Below are 17,484 nucleotides of genomic sequence, written 5' to 3'. Positions count from 1 at the left end.
CGTCGTCGGCGCTTGCGCCGAGGCGCCGTGGATGCTTTACGGACACCATGTTTCATGGCCGCCTCCCGATCAGGGGGCGGCCATCTCTCTCGTCAGGTTTAAAAAACATGATCCGTCTCGAAAGCATCGGCAAGCAAAACGGCAAGCAGATCGTCTTCATCGATGCTTCCGCCGCCCTGCAGAAGGGCGAGAAGATCGGTCTCGTCGGCCCCAATGGCGCCGGCAAGACCACGCTGTTCCGCATGATCACCGGTGAAGAGCAGCCCGACGAGGGCCAGGTCTCGGTCGATCGCGGCGTCACCATTGGCTATTTCAGCCAGGATGTGGGCGAAATGGCTGGGCGCAGTGTCGTCGCGGAAGTGATGGATGGCGCCGGTCCGGTCAGCGCGCTGATCACGGAGATGCGGGCGCTCGAAGCCGATATGGGCGACCCCGACAAGGCCGACGACATGGACGCCATCATCGAGCGCTATGGCGAAGTGCAGCATCAGTTCGAGGAACTGGATGGCTATTCGCTGGATGGTCGCGCCCGCGAAGTGCTGGACGGGCTGGGCTTCAGCCAAGAGATGATGGATGGCGATGTCGGCGCGCTGTCAGGCGGCTGGAAGATGCGCGTGGCTTTGGCCCGCATTCTTCTGATGCGGCCCGATGCGCTGCTGCTCGACGAGCCGAGCAACCATCTGGATCTGGAAAGCCTGATCTGGCTGGAGGATTTCCTGCAGAATTACGGCGGCGCACTGTTCATGACCTCGCATGACCGCGAGTTCATGAATCGCATCTGCACCAAGATCATCGAGATCGACGCCGGCTCGCTCACCACCTATTCGGGCAATTACGAGTTTTACCAGCAGCAACGGGCCATTTCTGAAAAGAACCAGCAGGCGCAGTTCGAGCGCCAGCAGGCCATGCTGGCCAAGGAGCTGGACTTCATCGCCCGCTTCAAGGCCCGCGCCAGCCATGCCGCGCAGGTGCAGAGCCGGGTCAAGAAGCTCGACAAGATCGACAAGGTGGAACCGCCCAAGCGCCGCCAGGTGGTGGAGTTCGAATTCCGCACGCCGCCGCGTTCGGGCGAAGACGTTGCCCTGCTCAAGGGCGTCGGCAAGAGCTATGGTAGCCGCACCATCTATGACGATCTCAACTTCCATGTTCGCCGCCGCGAGCGCTGGTGCATCATGGGCGTCAACGGCGCTGGCAAATCGACCCTGCTCAAGCTGGTGACAGGAACTGCCGATCCCGATACGGGCTCGGTGACGCGTGGGCCCAGCGTCAAGATGGGCTATTTCGCCCAGCACGCCATGGATGTGCTGGATGGCGACCGCACTGTGTTCGAGCAGTTGCAGGACAGCTTTCCGGCCTCTGGCCAGGCTCCGCTGCGGGCGCTGGCCGGGTGTTTCGGCTTTACGGGCGATGACATCGACAAGAAATGTCGCGTGCTTTCGGGTGGCGAGAAGGCGCGGCTGGTGATGGCGATCATGCTGTTCGATCCCCCGAACTTTTTGGTCCTCGACGAGCCGACCAACCATCTGGATATCGCCACGAAGGAAATGCTGATCGAGGCGCTGTCGCAGTTCGAGGGGACCATGCTGTTCGTCAGCCATGACCGCCACTTTCTCGCGGCGCTCTCTAATCGTGTGCTGGAACTGACGCCCGAGGGCATCCATACTTATGGCGGCGGCTATACCGAATATGTGCAGAGCACCGGGCAGGAAGCGCCCGGCCTGCGCAGCTAGCTGATCGAATAGCCACCGTCGACGACGAGCGTAGTACCCGTCACGAAGGCAGCGACCGGGGAGCAGAGGTACAGCACCGCATTGGCGATGTCCTCCGGGGTGCCCCAGCGCTTGAGCGGGGTGCGCGCCAGGATGGGGTCGGAGCGGGCGGGATCCTCGCGCAGAGCCTGCGTCAGCGGCGTGGCGATCCAGCCGGGGGCCACGGCGTTGACACGTATGGCATCGGGCGCATAGGCGATGGCCAGCGACTTGGTCAGTTGCGAAATGCCGCCCTTGCTGGCGGAATAGCCCGGCACCAGGCCGCCGCCAAAGATCGACAGCATCGAGGCCAGGTTGACGATGGCGCCATTGCCGGATTGCGCCAGCAGCGGCCGGGCCGCCGAGCAGCAGCGCATGGTGCCGTTGAGGTTGACGTCGATGACCTGCTCGAACACGGCCGGATCGAGTTCGTCGCCACGCCGGATGATGCCGGCACAGTTGACGAGGATGTCGAGCGATGGCAGTCCGGCAATCAGGGCGTTCACCGCCTCGCCATCTCGCACGTCCAGCAGCTTGAGGCTGGCCCTTGCGAAATCGACATCGCCCGCCAGGGCATCCGCCTCGCTCTGCGCTACGCCGGCTGCCGTGACCTTGGCCCCAGCCCGCAGGAAAGCGCGCGACACGGCCGCGCCGATGCCGGAGGTTCCGCCGGTGACCAACACGGTCTTGCCGCCGTACCAGCCGGAAGCCCATTGATAATCGAGATTATCGGTCATAATCAGCGCACGAACTGGTCGACGTAACCGCCACCGAGTCCCACTTTTTCATAATGGGCGCGGCACATGTCGATCTTGGTGAACACGTCCTCATAGCCCACATGCTTGTTGTTCTCGTCGAGATAAACCATCGAACCGGTGATGTTGAAGAAGGTGATCATCTCCGGGCAATCCTCGGGCACCATCAGCGTATGCACCTCGCCGGGCGGCTCGAACACGTAGGAGCCGGTTTCCGCCACCCAATCGTGTTCCTTGTAGAACCATCGGCCCTTGATGACATAGCCATGCACTGGATTGGGATGCAGATGGCGCGACAGCACACCGGCGCGGCGCACGCGCAGCAGATTGCACCACTGCCCCGCCAAAGTATTGAGCATCAGCGGGCGAAACCACACGCCTTCGGCTTGCGGCACCCAGACGCGCTCATCTTCGGGCATGGCCGGCACTGCGATTTCGCTGGGCGCCAGGGGGTGGGCCGATCCGGCCATGTTCTGGTACATGCGGCGTTTCCTCTTATCGTTGGCTGACGCTTCCGGCGTCGCACCGGCAATATAGCCGTCTTACCGCACATCCTCCATTTGAATGGCGGGCCAGCGCACAAATTTTGGCACGAGCCGCGAGCGCTCGGCCGATTTCATGATCATGGCGCTGGAATGAAGGCGACTTCCCGCTAGCCAGAGCGGCTGCCAAGTGCTTGGCGGGGCGAGCTTATCTAGCGCCAGATTGCGTGTCAGGGGCCCACCGGCCCGCCCTCAAAAATAATGATCGGGTGAACGGATTCTGAACTCCGGGTTCAGTCCTGGTTCCTTTGGGCGGGCCTAGTCTCAGGTCATCGAAACAGCGGCGCCACACGGGCCGCACCCCAACAGGAGAGACAAAATGAGCCGCACCTTCCTTATTTCCGCCGCCGTCGCCGCTGTCCTCGCCTTCGCCGCAGCACCGACCATGGCCAATGACGTATTCATCAACCAGGCCGGCTGGGGCAATGCCGCTGGCGGCGCGCAGATCGGCGCTGGCAACACCATCGGCGTCCACCAGGATGGCATCTGGAACCAGGCCGTCGGCCACCAGAACGGCAATGGCAATGTCGGCGCCATCGGCCAGCAGGGGTTCAACAACTACGGCGAAACCAATCAGCTCGGCGACAACAACGCCGCTGGCGTCGGCCAGTTCGGCTCCAACCACACCGCGATCCTGACCCAGGACGGCAATGGCAACGTCGCCGCTGGCGTCCAGGTCGGCAACAACTGCGCCGCCAACGTCGCCCAGTCCGGTTCGGGCAATGTCGCAGCGTTCGTTCAGGCCTGCCCCTGATCCGGCCTCCACTTGAAATTCTTGGGGCCGGGAGGACACAGCGCCTCCCGGCCTCAGTCACATCAACCCGAACACAGGAGACTCAGATGAGCATTTTCGATTCCCGCCTTCGCATTATCGCCGTCCCGATCCTGCTTGGTCTCGGGCTTGTCAGCGTCGCCGCCAGCAGCGGCCAGGCCAAAAGCCAAGACCCCACGACCTGCGGCATCAATGCCACTAGCAATGGCGGCATGATCGCGTTGCAGGCCGCCTTCACCTCCGATGTTGCCGTTAACGGCAGCTATCAGTTCCAGGTGGTCAGCTCCGGCCCCGGCGGCAATTCCAATATCAGTCAGGGCGGCGCCTTCGCCGCGCCCGCCAACGAGACGGTCACGCTCGGCCAGGTTTCGATCAACGAGGGCGCGACCTACCAGGTGATGTTCAAGGTCACCGCCGATGGCATGGACATGGATTGCTCGCAGACCATTCCCAGCCGCACCTGAATAGTGATCTCAACGCCGACGATGGGCTCCGGGCAACCGGGGCCCTTTTTTTTGCCACGGGCCGCGCCAAAACCGTGAACGAAGTCTGAATGCCTCGCTCCAGATCGGTTCAGTCCGGGGGTGCCAATGTGTGGTCATCGGCTGGAACACCAGCATCAACGCTAACGCTAAGCACCCAGGAGAGACATTATGACCAAGACCTTCAAAACCGCCATCGTCGCCGTCCTCGCCCTCACCATGGGCGCTTTCGGCCTTGCTGCCCCGGCCATGGCCAACGGGCAGGTTTCCGTCAGCTATACCCCCACCGACCCGGACGAAGCCCAGGCGCTCGGCACGGGCTTGCAACTGTTCTCGATCTTCAACGGCATGAACGCACACGGTGCCAATGTCAGCCAGAACGGCAATGGCAACTCGGCCGGCGTCGACCAGAATGGCTCGGGCAATGGCGGCGTGGTGTACCAGGAAGGCAATGGCCACACCGGCACCATTCACCAGAACGGCAACAACAACAATTGCGGCCTGTTCCAGTTCGGCGAAAACACCGATGCCGAATGCGTCCAGAATGGTGATAACGGCTCCAGCGTTACCGGCGTGTTCGGGTTCTGATCGAGCCAATATCGCGAGATTTTGCGACGGCGTCCCTCGGGGCGCCGTTTTGCTTTGCCCGGAGGATCGTGCTCATTCCTTGATCGTATCGCGTATCGGCACATTGATTGTGCAGAGATCACCGTGAAGCGCTTGCTAAGCCCATCCATATTTGTCAGACATATGTCATCTGACACACTTCGGTGCCTGTTGGGGGAACGCAGCCGGGCGGCAAACTATCGTCGCCGGATGTTGCGAGGGGACGCAAATGAATTGGCTTTGCAACAAGGAGGGAGCTGAATGAACGCACTGCTCAAAATAGCGGGCGCGCTGGCGCTGGCGGTCGGACTGGCCGTGCCGGCACTGGCCCAGACGACGCTGGTCGCGCCGGGCCAGAACACGTCTGGCACCTATATGGACTACATGAAGACGGTCTATGCGCGTGCCACCTATGCCGAAGTGCTGCAGATACCGCTGACCAGCTTCGACAAGGACTTCACGCTGACCGCGCTTGGCGCCGAAAGCTGGGACCAGTCCGAGGACGGGCTGACCTGGACCTTTCACCTGCGTCCGGGCCTGGTGTGGAGCGATGGCGAAAAGCTGACGGCGGAAGACTATGTCTTCGCGCTGCAACGCGCCGCCACCACTGGCTATGATTTCAACTGGTATTGGGATTTTGCCGGCGGCATCAAGAACTGGAAGGAAGTCACCGAAGGCAAGGCCGACGTGTCGACGCTTGGCCTCAAAGTGGTCGATGACCTGACCATCGAAGTCACCACCGGCGCGCCCAAGCCCTATCTGCCGAGCGTGGTCAGCCTGTGGTATCCGGTGCCCAAGCACCAGTTCGACAAGTATGGCGATGACTGGGCGACCAATATCGACACTGTGATCTCGTCGGGCCCCTATCTGCTCGATAGCTGGGAGAAGTCGAACAACTCGGTCGTGCTGGTCAAGAACCCGACCTATACGGGCCCATGGCAATCCGAAGTCGATCGCATCGAAATCGATCCGACCCTGGGTGCGCCTGAAGTCGGCCTGCCCGCCTTCCTCGCTGGCGACGCCGATTACTCGTTCCTCAATACCGGCCAGGTGCCGGTAGCGACCCAGCGTTATCCTGATGGCATTCGCAAGAATGCGGTGTTCGCGGTCTCCTATATCTCGTTCGACCTGAACTCGGCGCCGTTCAACGACGTCAATGTGCGCAAGGCGTTCTACTACGCCGTCAACCGCGACGAGCTGACGTCGACCGTGCTCAAGGACATCGCTATCCCGGCCGGTTCGATCCTGGCGCCCGGCTATCCTGGCTACAATGCCGAGATCGCGGCCGAAGCCGTGTTCGATCCCGCCAAGGCCAAGCAGTTCATGGCCGATGCCGGTTTCCCGGATGGCAAGGGCTTCCCCGAAATCGAGATCTGGTATCGCGACGAGGGTGGCTATAACGGGGCGATCGTGCCGCCGATGGCCCAGTACCTTCAGTCTCAGTTCAAGGACATTTTGGGCATCACCATGAACATCAAGGTGTTGCCGACCAAGGACTGGATGGACGGGCTGCTGAACAAGAAGAACAACATCTTCATCGCACCCTACGAATACGACTATCTCGATCCGTCCAACTTCTTCGGCATTTTCTACAATGGCGGCCGTCATGACCACCATGTGCCTGCATACGATAAGCTGGTGGCAGAAGCCGACAGCAACCCGGTCTGGGAAGAGCGCCTCAAGCTCTATGCCCAGGCTGAACAGGTGTTGATCGACAATGCCTCGATCGTGCCGTTGGTGCATCCGATCACCATCGCAGTGCTGTCCGACCAGCTCGGCGGCGATGCCTCTACACCCAACAAGCAGGGCTTCACCCCGCTTGACCGGCTGGCCCACTACTTCTTCACCCACCTGACCAAGAAGTAGTCGACCCAAGAAAGCGCTTCCCGGATCCTCCCCGGGAAGCGCGCCTCTGAAAGAGTCCTTGTTGGTCGCGTTTCCGAACCGGAAAACCGCTTGGCACTTTTCCTGGAAACGCTCCGCCGGAACCTGCTTATGAAGCTTGTCGAAATCAACGGACTGACCGTCGACTTCAGCCAATATGGCGGGAGTGTCGCAGCGGTCCGCGGCGTCAGCTTCCACCTCAACGAGGGCGAAAGCCTGGGCATTGTGGGCGAATCCGGCTCCGGCAAATCGGTGACCTGCATGGCGTTGCTGCGCCTGCTCGGCGCCAATGCCAGGATCGGCGCCGACAGCATGATCCTCGATGGCGTCAACGTGCTCGATGCCGATGCAGAAGGTCTGGCGCAATTGCGCGGCCGCTCCGCCGCAATGATTTTTCAGGACCCGATGACGGCGTTCGACCCGGTGTTCAGCATCGGGCATCAGATCGTGGAAACCATCCGGGTTCATCGCAAGACCAGCAAGCGCGAGGCCTGGGCGGAAGCCGAGCAGTTGCTGCTGCGGGTCGAAATCAAGAATGCCAAGGACGTGCTGCACTATTATCCGCACCAGCTTTCAGGCGGCATGCTGCAGCGCGCGATGATCGCCATGGCGCTGAGTTGCCGGCCCAAAGTGCTGATCGCCGACGAGCCCACGACGGCGCTCGACGTGACCATCCAGGCGCAGATCCTGCAGCTGATCAAGAAGGTGCAGGCCGAGTTCGGCATGGCGCTGATCATGATCACCCATGACCTCGGCGTGATCGCCGAGACGGTCGATCGCGTGCTGGTCATGTATGGCGGCGAGGTGATGGAAGAAGGGCTGGTACAGGACATTTTCGACGCGCCTCAGCACGCCTATACCAAGACGCTGCTGGCGAGCCTTAAGGCTGGCGCGACCAAGCCGGACAGTGCCGCCGAGGCGGATGAGACCGCCGTACCGGCTCTGGAACTACGCGGACTCTCCAAGACTTACCGCGTGCATCAGGGCCAGGGCTTCTCCCGCAAATATGCTGATTTCCGTGCCGTGCGCACCGTCGACCTGGTGCTGCCGCGCAACAAGATCGTTGGCCTCGTCGGGGAGTCGGGCTCCGGCAAGACGACGACCGGCATGATGGCGCTACGCCTGACCGAGCCGAGCGGTGGGCAAATCCTGGTCGATGGCAGCGATATCTCGACGCTGGAACCGACCGCGCTCAAGAGCTTTCGCCGCCGCATGCAGGTCATATTCCAAGACAGCTATTCGGCGCTCGATCCGATGATGACGCTGGCGCAGATCGTCGCCGAGCCGTTGCATATTCACGGCATCACGCCGGGTAAGCAGCAGACCGAGACGGCGCTGGACTGGCTGGAAAAAGTCGGGCTCGACCGCAATTTCGGCCAGCGCTATCCCCATGAACTCTCAGGCGGCCAGCGCCAGCGCGTGGCGATTGCGCGGGCGCTGATCTTGGGGCCGTCAGTGCTTGTGGCCGACGAGCCGACCTCGGCGCTGGACGTGACCGTAAAGGCGCAGATCATCGGGCTGCTCAAGCAATTGCAGCGCGAGATGGGGCTTTCCATGTTGTTCATCAGCCATGATCTCGGCACTGTGCGCACCCTGACCGACACGGTGGTGGTGATGTATCGCGGCCGCGTGGTGGAGCAGGCGCCGACAGCACAGATTTTCGAGAATCCGCAGCATCCCTATACGCGGGCTTTGCTCGACGCGATCCCGGCCAGCAATCCACGCGACAAGCGGCTGCGGACGTTCCTCTCGGCGACAGACATCGAGGCGGCGACGCCGCGCTATACGGTGATCCAGACCGGGATGGCGCCCAATGCCACGCCGCAACTGGTGAGCATCGCGCCCAATCATCTCGTGGAAGCGGTGGTGACCACATGATCATGTTCATCCTGCGTCGGCTGATATCGATCGCTGTGACCTTCATCGTGGTCTCGATCATCATTTTCATGATGATGCACGCCATTCCCGGCGGCCCCTTCGACGGCAATGATATGCCGCTATCGGACGCCGTCCGCGCCAAGCTGATGGCCCGTCTGGGCCTCGATCAGCCGCTGCATGTGCAATACCTCAACTATATGTGGGGCGTGCTGCATTTCGATTTCGGCGTGCCTTATCAGAGCCCTGGCGACACCATTATTGGCCTGTTGTCACGTGCCTGGGTGCCGAGCCTGGTGCTAGGTGGCGCCGGCGTTTTGATCGGCGCGCCACTGGGCGTGCTGCTCGGCATGGCGGCGGCGTTGAACCGCAATACCTGGATCGATTATCTCGCCTCGACCTTCGCGACGCTGGGGCTGACCATTCCTGTCTTCGTCATCTCACTGATGTTGATCCTGGTGTTCGCGGTCTGGCTCAACTGGCTGCCGGCGAGCGGCTGGGGCAAGCCGGAGCGCTGGATTTTGCCGATCATCGCCTATGCGGCCATCCCGCTGGCGACCTACGCGCGCTACACCCGCTCGGCCATGCTCGATACTCTCAACCGGCCATTCGTCACGGTACTGCGCGCCAAGGGGCTGAGCGAACGCCGGATTATATTCCAGCACGTGCTGCGCAATTCGGCGATTCCGCTGGTCACGGTGTTCCTGCCCATGTTCATCGGCACCGCCACCGGCTCGATCTTTGTCGAGGCGATGTTCCGCGTGCCGGGCCTGGGCGCCTACTTCGTGTCCAGCATCGAAAAGCGCGATTATCCGCTGGAAATGGCGCTGATGCTGATGATTACCATGATGTATTGCCTGGCCTATCTGTTCTCCGACATCGTCTATGCGCTGCTCAATCCGCGCATTCGCGCCGGAGGCAAGCCATGACCGCCGAGACACTGATCCCCGCAGTGATCGCGCCAAAGTACCGGCAGCGCAGTCCCCTGTATTTCGCCTGGCGCCGCTTTACCGGCAACAAGGCGGCGCTGGTGGCGGGCGCGATCGTGCTGGTGCTGATCCTGATGGCGATCTTCGCGCCGCTGATCACCCCGATCGGCCCGGAGGCTCAGGCCTATCTGACGCAGGCGCTGGCCTTTCCCTCGGGCGAGCACTGGTTCGGCGTCGATGACCTGGGCCGCGATTTCTATACCCGCATCGTCTATGGGGCGCGGGTGTCGCTGACGATCGGCTTTTCGGCGGCGGCGTTTAGTGTTGTCATCGGCATTCCGCTGGGTGCGCTGGCGGGCTATTATGGCGGCAAGGTGGACTGGTTCATCATGCGCGTCATCGAGCTGTTCTCGGTGGTGCCGCCTCTCTTGGCCGCGATGCTGCTGGCGACGCTGACGCATGGCGGGTTTTTCACCATCGTGCTGATCGCGGCGCTGTTCGGCTGGGTCAATGTGTGCCTGCTGGTGCGGGCGCAGGTTAAATCCTTCCGGGAAAAGGAATTTGTCCGGGCGGCGCAGGCGCTGGGGGCATCGCCGTGGTACATCATCAGGCGGCATCTGATCCCCAATTCGATCTCGCCGATCATCGTGGGGTTCGTGCTGGCGATTCCCTTGGCGATGATGCTGGAGGCGAGCCTGAGTTTCCTTGGGATCGGGGTGCCGCCGCCGACGCCGAGCTGGGGGCAGATGATCAGCATCGGTTTGAATTTCATGTTCTTTTACTGGCACATGGCGGTTTTTCCGACTGCTGCGCTGGCCATCACCGTGCTCGCGACCACGCTGTTCGGCGATGGGCTGCGCGATGCCCTCGATCCCACCCTGAAAGGGCGTTGAATTGTCCGAAAACCTAGCCCGGCAGTTCCTCATTCGCGAGGATGTCGTCTTTCTCAATCACGGCTCGTTCGGTGCCTGCCCGCGCCCGGTGTTCGCTGCCTATCAAAACTGGCAGCTGGAACTAGAGGGCCAACCGGTCGAATTCCTTGGTCGCAAGCTGACCGAGAATATGCGCGGCCCGCGTGTAGCGCTGGCCGACGAACTGGGCACCAGCTCGGACAATATCGTCGGACTGACCAATGCGACGCTGGGACTGAACATCGTTGCGCAATCGCTCGACCTCAAGCCGGGCGACCAGATCCTGACGACCGACCACGAGTATTCGGCGCTGGAAAAGACCTGGGCCTATGTGTGTCGCAAGACAGGCGCAGAGGTCGTTGTGGTTAGCATTCCGTTACCCTTGACCACCGCAGAACAGTTCACCGATATGCTCATTGCGGGCATGACGGAGCGCACCAAAGTGTTGTTCCTTAGTCATATCACCTCGCCAACGGCTTTGCTGTTTCCGATCGAGCCGGCCATCACCGAAGCGCGGCGTCGGGGCATCTGGAGCGTGATCGACGGCGCGCATACGCCCGGGCATATCAGACTGGATTTGGATTCCATCGGCGCCGATTTTTATGCCGGCAATTGCCACAAGTGGATGATGGCGCCCAAGGGTTCGGCGTTTCTCTATGCGCGCCCGGAGCTGCAGGGCCTGCTCAATCCACTAGTAATCTCGCATGGCTGGACGGCAGACTCCAAGCAACCCGGCGCCAAGGGCGCGTTCGGCAATTCGCCGTTCATCGACGAGATCGAAATGCAGGGGACGCGCGACCCCTCGGCTTGGCTGGCCGTGACTGCGGCACTGGATTATCGGCGCGACAATGACTGGTGGGACGTGTCGGCCCATTGCCAGGCGCTGGCGCAGGATACGGCAAGGCGGCTGGCGGACATTACGGGACTGCCGGCGCTGAGCAGCCCGGAATTTTCGGCGCCGCAAATGGTGGCGATGCCAATTCCGGATTGCGACACGGATTGGCTCAAGATTGCCCTGCTCGAGCAGTACAGCATCGAAATTCCGGTGTTCAAATGGCAGGACCGCTGCATCGCCCGCGTCTCGGTGCAGGGCTATAATTCCAAAGGCCAGATGGATTTGCTGATCGAGGCGCTGAGCACTCTATTGAACCTCAACAAGAGCGCCGACCGCTCGGCTTAGTGCCGGGCTGACACGACGCCAAAAACATGATGAATGTGCCGCCGTTGGCTTCCGCCGACGCAGAGGAGATTCGAGCCGGTGACCCAGGGTGGAGCGCTCAGCTATCTCGTGCCGCTGGAAACCCGCACGCGTGGCGTGGCGGTGCTGGATGCGCTCGCGGCGATGATCGAAAGCGCCGGCCTGACCATTGGCGACCGCCTGCCGCCCGAAGTGTCGTTGGCGGCGACGTTGGGCGTTGGCCGGTCGACCATGCGTGAGGCGCTGAATCGCTGGGAAGGCTTGGGCATCATCAAGCGCCGGCAGGGCGATGGGACGTATCTGACGGCGCGGGTGCAGACGTCGCGCGGGCTGGTGCCAACCATGGTGCGGCTCGAGGGCGAAGCGCTACTGCGGCTGATGGAAGTGCGCCGGACGCTGGAAAACGACGTGGTGCGCAAGGCGGTAATTGCCGCGAACCCCAGCCAGCGGGCGGAAATCGGACGGCTGTGTACGCTGCTGCTGATCGAGGTGGATGCCGGGCGGCCGTGGCGCAAGGCGGATCACGCGTTTCATGGCGCGATCTACGATGCCTCGGGCAATCCGATGTATGGGCAGATTTTGGCCAATCTCGATCATGCGCTGGAACGCGGCGGGGATTCGCCGTTTGGCGCGGATGCGTTCGGGTTGGAGTCCTTCCCGATCCACCGCACGCTGGCGGATGCGATCGTGGCGGAGGATGTCGAAGGGTCGGTGGCGGCAATCAATGCGATCCTCGATACGGTCGAGGATGAAGTGAAGGCGATCGTGGGGGGCGGGCTCTCGGGCGTTTAATCACCTCGACGGCGAATGGGCACCGGATCACCTCGCCCCTCAGGGGAGAGGTCGGCGCGTAGCGCCGGGTGAGGGGTGCGGCCCAGTCCAACATTGTGGCTCCGAGCACCCCCTCCCTCCTCCCCCATCAAGGGGGAGGTGTCTCTCCACTCTTGGAACTCGATCCAGTTCAACCCACCGGCAGACACCTCCCCCTTGATGGGGGAGGTTGGGAGGGGGTGATCCTGGTGGCCTCAAGACCCCCTACCCGCCGTGATTGATCATCACGTGGCGCACGACTGTGTAATCCTCCAGCGCGTAACCTGACAGGTCCTTGCCGTAGCCGGACTGCTTCAGGCCACCATGGGGCATTTCGTTGACCAGCATGAAGTGGGTGTTGATCCAGGTGCAGCCGTAACGAAGCCGCGCGGCGGTTGCCATGGCCTTGTTGACGTCGCGCGTCCAGACCGATGAGGCGAGGCCGTAGTCGCTGTCATTGGCCCAGGTGACGGCGTCTTCCGGCTCCTTGAAGCGGGTGATGGAAATCACCGGGCCAAAGACTTCGCGGCGGACGATTTCGTCGGATTGCAGAGCGCCGGCGACCACGGTGGGCTGGAAGAAGAAGCCCTTATCGCCGGTCGATTTGCCGCCGGTGGTGATTTCGATATTGGGCAATTCGGCGGCGCGGTTGACGAAGCTTGCCACCCGGTCGCGTTGCCGGCCGGAGATGAGCGGGCCGATTTCGTTTTTGGTATCGTCGGGATCGTTGAGCGTGATGGTGGAGACGGCCGAAGTCAGGTCGGCAACAAGCTTGTCGTAAATCTTGTCGCCGGCATAGACGCGGCAGGCCGCCGTGCAATCCTGGCCGGCATTGTAGAAGCCGAAGGCGCGGAGGCCCGAGACGACGCTGTCCAAGTCGACATCGTCATAGACGATGACGGGGGCCTTGCCGCCCAGCTCGAGATGGGTACGCTTGACCGATTTGGCGGCGGCTTCGATCACCTTCTTGCCGGTGCCGATATCGCCGGTGATGGAGATCATGTTGATCTTGGGGTGGTTGATCAGCGCATTGCCTACGGTAGCGCCGCGGCCGAGCACGATATTGACCACGCCTTCGGGCAGGGTATCGGCGAGGAGCCTCGCGAATTTGAGCGCGCTGAGCGGGGTCTGTTCGGAGGGCTTGAAGACAACGGTATTGCCGCCGGCCAAAGCGGGCGCGAGCTTCCAGGCCATCATCATCAGCGGATAATTCCACGGCGCGATGGAGCCGATAATGCCGACCGGATCGCGGCGGATCATCGAGGTGTGGCCGGGCAGGTATTCGCCGGCAACGGTGCCGGTCATCGAGCGGACGGCGCCGGCGAAGAAGCGGTAGCAATCGACGATGGCGGGAATTTCGTCATTGATGACGGCATTGATGGGCTTGCCGCAATTGAGGGCTTCAAGCGTGGCGAAGCCCAAGGCATCGCGCTCGATGGCGTCGGCGATTTTGAGGAGATAATTGGAGCGCTGGCCGGGCGTGGTGCGCGACCAGGATGTGAAGGCCCGTTCGGCGGCGTTGACGGCGGCATCGATCTGGCCGAGCGAGGCTTCGGGCAGCAGCAAGATATCTTCGCCGGTCTTGGGATTGAGGATGTGTTCCTCGGCTTCCGTGCCAGCCTCAAAGGATGAGCCGATCAGCATATTGGTATCCAGGATAGCCTCCTCTTATTTGCCGCTGCCGGCGATCTGGTCGCCGTCGCGGGTCAGATAGAATGCCAGGAGCATGGGCAAAGTGGTGACCAGCACCACGACCATGGCGACGACATTGGTGACGGGACGCTGGCGCGGCCGGATCAGCTCTTCGAGCATCCAGAGCGGCAGGGTCTGCTGCTGCCCGGCGGTGAAGGTGGTGACGATGACCTCGTCGAAACTGAGCGCGAAGGCCAGCATGCCGCCCGCGAGCAGCGCCGTTCCGATATTGGGCAAGATGATGTGGCGGAAGGTCTGGAAGCCGTCGGCGCCGAGATCCATCGAGGCTTCGATCAGCGAGCCGGACGTGCGGCGGAAACGGGCGACGGCATTGTTGTAGACCACGACGACGCAGAACGTGGCGTGGCCAAGCACGATGGTCCAGAAGGAAAACGGGATTTCGGCGATGGAGAAGGCTGAGCGCAGCGCCATGCCGGTGATGATGCCGGGCAGTGCAATGGGCAGGATGACCAGCAGGGAAATGGTTTCGCGGCCGAAGAACTGGGTTTGCGACACGGCGGCGGCGCAGAGGGTGCCGAGGATGAGGGCGATAAAGGTTGAGATCAGGCCGACCTGCACCGACAGGGTCAGTGCGCTCCACAGGTCGGTGCGGCCCCAGGCGACGGCAAACCATTTCAGCGTCAGCCCCGGCGGCGGCCAGGCGAAGCTGCGTTCCTCGGTGGTAAAGGCGTAGATGAAGATGATGAGGAGTGGCACGAGCAGGAAGGCGAGGCCGGCAGCGGCGGCGAGTTTGAGGGGCCAGGGGGCGCGGGTGTCAGGGGACATGGTTGTCTCCCTTCACCTCTCCCTGGGGGGAGAGGCCGGCGCAGATGGCTCTTATTCTTCTCCCCATCGGGGAGAAGGTGGCGCGTAGCGCCGGATGAGGGGGTGTTGTGGACAGCCCAAGACGCTTGAGCTTGCGGATAGATTCCCCCTCATCCGGCCCTGCGGGCCGACCTCTGCCCGATGGGGAGAGGAAAAGCGCGGTGATGATCCTAGAGCGCATTGAACGCTCCCAGGCGTTTGGCCATCCACAGATAGAGCCCCATGATGACAATGGGGACGACCGTGAATGCCGCTGCCAATGGTATATTTCCCGCGCTGCCCTGCTGGGCGTAGACGGCCTGGCCGATAATCTGGCGGGAGGAGCCGACGATGTTGGGGATGATGTAATCGCCCAAGGTCAGCGAAAAGGTGAAGATGGAGCCGGCGACGAGGCCGGGCAAAGCCAGCGGGAAGATGACGTGCCAGAAGGTTTGACTGGGGGTGGCGCCGAGATCGCCCGAGGCGTCGATCAGGTTGACGGGGACGCGCTCCAGCGCCGCCTGCGTCGGCAGGATCATGTAGGGCAGCCAGATATAGAGGAAGACCAAGAAGGTGCCGGTGTAACTCACCGAGAGCGAATTGCCGCCAATAACGGGGATGGCGAGGAAGGCATCGAGCAGCGGCGTCAGGTGGAGACCTTCGAAGACCCAGTTAAGGATGCCCTCCTTGGCGAGGATCAGCTTCCAGGCATAGACCTTGACCAAATAGCTCGACCAGAGCGGCAGCATGACGCCGAGATAGAACAGGGCCTTCCATTTTCCCTTGGCATAACGCGCCGCCATATAGGCGATGGGGAAGGCGACGACGCCTGAGGCAATGGTCACCACCGCTGCCATCAGCACGGTCCGGACGATGATGTCGAAGTTCGATGGCCGGAACAGTTGGGCATAGGTGCTGAGCGTGAATTCGGGCACGACGAGGCCCGAGAATTCGTCGAGCGAGTAGAAGCTCTGCAGCAATAGCGCGAGGAGCGAGCCGAGATAGATGATGCCAAGCCAGAGGACAGGCGGCGTCAGCATCAGAAAGACCAGCAGTTTCGGATGACGCCAGAACGCATCGGACAGGGCGCCGAAGATGCCGCCGCGGCGGGGCAGGATGGCGCCGCCTTCGAGCGCGGTCATGCTTCGCGCCCCATCAGGTGGAGGGCTTCGGGGGCAAAAGCGACGCCGACCGTATCGCCGATAGCGGTGGTGTTGGTCGAGGCTGGGACGACGGCGTGCAGCGATACGCCATTGACGTCAAGGCCCAGCCGCACGGTCGAGCCCATGAAACTGCGGGCGACCACCCGGCCCTGCATCGCCGCGCCATCGGAGGGCGTAATGCGGATCGCTTCGGGGCGCAGGCTCGCCCAGGCGCGCTGACCGGTAATGGCGGCGGTGAAATCGGGCGGCAGCACATTGGACGAGCCGACAAAATCGGCGACGAAGCGCGAATTGGGGTGGTTGTAGATGTCCTCGGGCGTGCCGACCTGCATGACCTTGCCGTCGCTGAACACCGCGACCCGATCCGCCATGGACAGGGCTTCGCCTTGATCATGGGTGACGAAAATGAAGGTGATGCCGAGCGAGCGCTGCAGGCTTTTGAGCTCATCCTGCATGCGTTCACGCAGCTTGAGATCGAGCGCGCCGAGGGGTTCGTCGAGCAGCAGCACTTTGGGCCGATTGACGATGGCGCGGGCGAGCGCTACGCGCTGGCGCTGGCCACCCGAGAGCTGGCCGGGGCGGCGGGTGCCGTAGCCGGAGAGCTTGACCAAGGCCAATGCGTCTTCGGCCTGGCGGTGGCGATCGACCTTGTCGACCTTTCGCAGCATCAGCGAATAGGCGACGTTGTCGAGCACATTGAGGTGCGGGAACAGCGCATAGTCCTGGAACACGGTATTCACATTGCGCCGATAGGGCGGCACGCCCTCGGCGGTTTCGCCGAAGATTTCGATGTGGCCGGAGGTCGGTTGCTCGAAGCCCGCGATCACCCGCAGGCACGTGGTCTTGCCCGAGCCCGAGGGCCCGAGCATGGCGAAGAACTCGCCGGGTGCGATCTCCAGATCGACGCTGTCCATGGCGCGGACGGCGCCGAAATGGCGCGAAACCTGCTGGAGGGAGACGGCTGAAGTCATGCTATCTCCCTCCGACCGCCGTCAGCTGCCCATGACGGCGATGTAGTCCGAAACCCAGCGCGAATAGGGCACGCATTGCTCGCCCCCTTCGCATTGTGCTGTCGGAGTCTTCCAGAATTTGATCTTGTCGAAATTGTCGAAGCCATTGGTGGCGCAGCCGGTTTCGCCGAGAAGTTCGCTGGCGGTGCAGGCGGCGGGGACGGTGGGGACCGAACCGAACCAAGCGGCGACGTCGCCCTGTACTTTCGGGTCGAGCGAGTGCTCCATCCACGCATAGGCGCAATTGGGATGCGCTGCGTCAGCCGCGAGCATGGTGGTGTCGGCCCAACCGGTGGCGCCTTC

The 17,484-nt window shown here is 62.3% G+C and carries 16 protein-coding genes and 1 pseudogene; 10 read left to right on the top strand and 7 right to left on the bottom strand.

What is annotated here, in order from left to right:
• Positions 1–107: 107 nt before the first annotated feature.
• Entirely contained in the window at positions 108–1,730 is a 1,623-nt protein-coding gene (locus JWP26_RS05100) for an ABC-F family ATP-binding cassette domain-containing protein (RefSeq protein ID WP_299724360.1), read from the top strand.
• On the opposite strand, the gene JWP26_RS05095 is transcribed toward JWP26_RS05100, so the two are convergent.
• Together JWP26_RS05095 and JWP26_RS05090 are read right to left on the bottom strand one after the other, a co-directional pair.
• Complete coding sequence (locus JWP26_RS05095; RefSeq protein WP_299724358.1) at positions 1,727–2,485, bottom strand: SDR family NAD(P)-dependent oxidoreductase; 759 nt, start codon at positions 2,483–2,485, stop codon at positions 1,727–1,729. The two genes, JWP26_RS05100 and JWP26_RS05095, sit on opposite strands and share 4 nt — an antisense overlap.
• A 2-nt stretch (positions 2,486–2,487) precedes the next feature.
• Complete coding sequence (locus tag JWP26_RS05090) at positions 2,488–2,985, bottom strand: 2,4'-dihydroxyacetophenone dioxygenase family protein (protein ID WP_299724356.1); 498 nt, start codon at positions 2,983–2,985, stop codon at positions 2,488–2,490.
• 379 nt (positions 2,986–3,364) lie between these two features.
• Between JWP26_RS05090 and JWP26_RS05085 the strand changes: the two genes are divergently transcribed.
• The 9 genes from JWP26_RS05085 (at position 3,365) to JWP26_RS05045 (ending at position 12,494) form a co-directional block, all read left to right on the top strand.
• Positions 3,365–3,799 carry a curlin gene (locus JWP26_RS05085; RefSeq protein ID WP_299724354.1) on the top strand — a complete coding sequence of 145 codons (435 nt, stop codon included), beginning with the start codon at positions 3,365–3,367 and terminating at the stop codon, positions 3,797–3,799.
• Between the two features lie 86 nt (positions 3,800–3,885).
• Positions 3,886–4,281 carry a curli-like amyloid fiber formation chaperone CsgH gene (gene csgH, locus JWP26_RS05080; protein WP_299724352.1) on the top strand — a complete coding sequence of 132 codons (396 nt, stop codon included), beginning with the start codon at positions 3,886–3,888 and terminating at the stop codon, positions 4,279–4,281.
• Positions 4,282–4,470: 189 nt separating this feature from the next.
• A complete protein-coding gene (locus tag JWP26_RS05075) occupies positions 4,471–4,887 on the top strand; it encodes a curlin (protein ID WP_299724350.1) in 417 nt (138 codons plus the stop codon).
• Between the two features lie 279 nt (positions 4,888–5,166).
• Positions 5,167–6,771 (top strand): ABC transporter substrate-binding protein, encoded by a 1,605-nt coding sequence (locus JWP26_RS05070; protein WP_299724348.1) that lies wholly within the window; start codon positions 5,167–5,169, stop codon positions 6,769–6,771.
• 129 nt (positions 6,772–6,900) lie between these two features.
• Positions 6,901–8,667, top strand: a complete 1,767-nt coding sequence (locus tag JWP26_RS05065) for an ABC transporter ATP-binding protein (RefSeq protein ID WP_299724346.1) — start codon at positions 6,901–6,903, stop codon at positions 8,665–8,667.
• A complete protein-coding gene (locus JWP26_RS05060; protein ID WP_299724343.1) occupies positions 8,664–9,593 on the top strand; it encodes an ABC transporter permease in 930 nt (309 codons plus the stop codon). The genes JWP26_RS05065 and JWP26_RS05060 overlap by 4 nt, the downstream gene beginning before the upstream one ends.
• The gene (locus JWP26_RS05055; RefSeq protein ID WP_299724341.1) at positions 9,590–10,486 is read left to right on the top strand and encodes an ABC transporter permease; all 897 of its coding nucleotides are present in this window, start codon (positions 9,590–9,592) and stop codon (positions 10,484–10,486) included. The genes JWP26_RS05060 and JWP26_RS05055 overlap by 4 nt, the downstream gene beginning before the upstream one ends.
• Position 10,487: 1 nt before the next feature.
• Positions 10,488–11,684, top strand: a complete 1,197-nt coding sequence (locus tag JWP26_RS05050) for an aminotransferase class V-fold PLP-dependent enzyme (protein WP_299724339.1) — start codon at positions 10,488–10,490, stop codon at positions 11,682–11,684.
• Positions 11,685–11,762: 78 nt separating this feature from the next.
• Positions 11,763–12,494: a FadR/GntR family transcriptional regulator gene (locus JWP26_RS05045; RefSeq protein ID WP_299724337.1), complete on the top strand. Its 732-nt coding sequence runs from the start codon at positions 11,763–11,765 to the stop codon at positions 12,492–12,494.
• A gap of 243 nt (positions 12,495–12,737) precedes the next feature.
• Here JWP26_RS05045 and JWP26_RS05040 read toward each other — a convergent pair whose 3' ends face one another.
• The 5 genes and pseudogenes from JWP26_RS05040 to JWP26_RS05020 all read right to left on the bottom strand — a co-directional run.
• The gene (locus tag JWP26_RS05040; RefSeq protein WP_299724529.1) at positions 12,738–14,168 is read right to left on the bottom strand and encodes a gamma-aminobutyraldehyde dehydrogenase; all 1,431 of its coding nucleotides are present in this window, start codon (positions 14,166–14,168) and stop codon (positions 12,738–12,740) included.
• A 12-nt stretch (positions 14,169–14,180) separates the two neighbouring features.
• On the bottom strand, positions 14,181–14,990 hold the full coding sequence (locus JWP26_RS05035) for an ABC transporter permease (RefSeq protein ID WP_299724335.1): 810 nt from the start codon (positions 14,988–14,990) through the stop codon (positions 14,181–14,183).
• A 209-nt stretch (positions 14,991–15,199) separates the two neighbouring features.
• On the bottom strand, positions 15,200–16,150 hold the full coding sequence (locus tag JWP26_RS05030; protein ID WP_299724333.1) for an ABC transporter permease: 951 nt from the start codon (positions 16,148–16,150) through the stop codon (positions 15,200–15,202).
• On the bottom strand, positions 16,147–17,142 hold the full coding sequence (locus JWP26_RS05025; protein ID WP_299724331.1) for an ABC transporter ATP-binding protein: 996 nt from the start codon (positions 17,140–17,142) through the stop codon (positions 16,147–16,149). The genes JWP26_RS05030 and JWP26_RS05025 overlap by 4 nt, the downstream gene beginning before the upstream one ends.
• Positions 17,143–17,163: 21 nt before the next feature.
• Positions 17,164–17,484 (bottom strand): annotated as a pseudogene (locus JWP26_RS05020) (spermidine/putrescine ABC transporter substrate-binding protein); the annotation flags it as partial.

The organism is Devosia sp., assembly GCF_028290435.1.
Classification (GTDB): domain Bacteria; phylum Pseudomonadota; class Alphaproteobacteria; order Rhizobiales; family Devosiaceae; genus Devosia.
The sequence above is the reverse complement of the archived record's forward strand: the minus strand, read 5'-3'. Positions and strand labels throughout refer to the sequence as shown.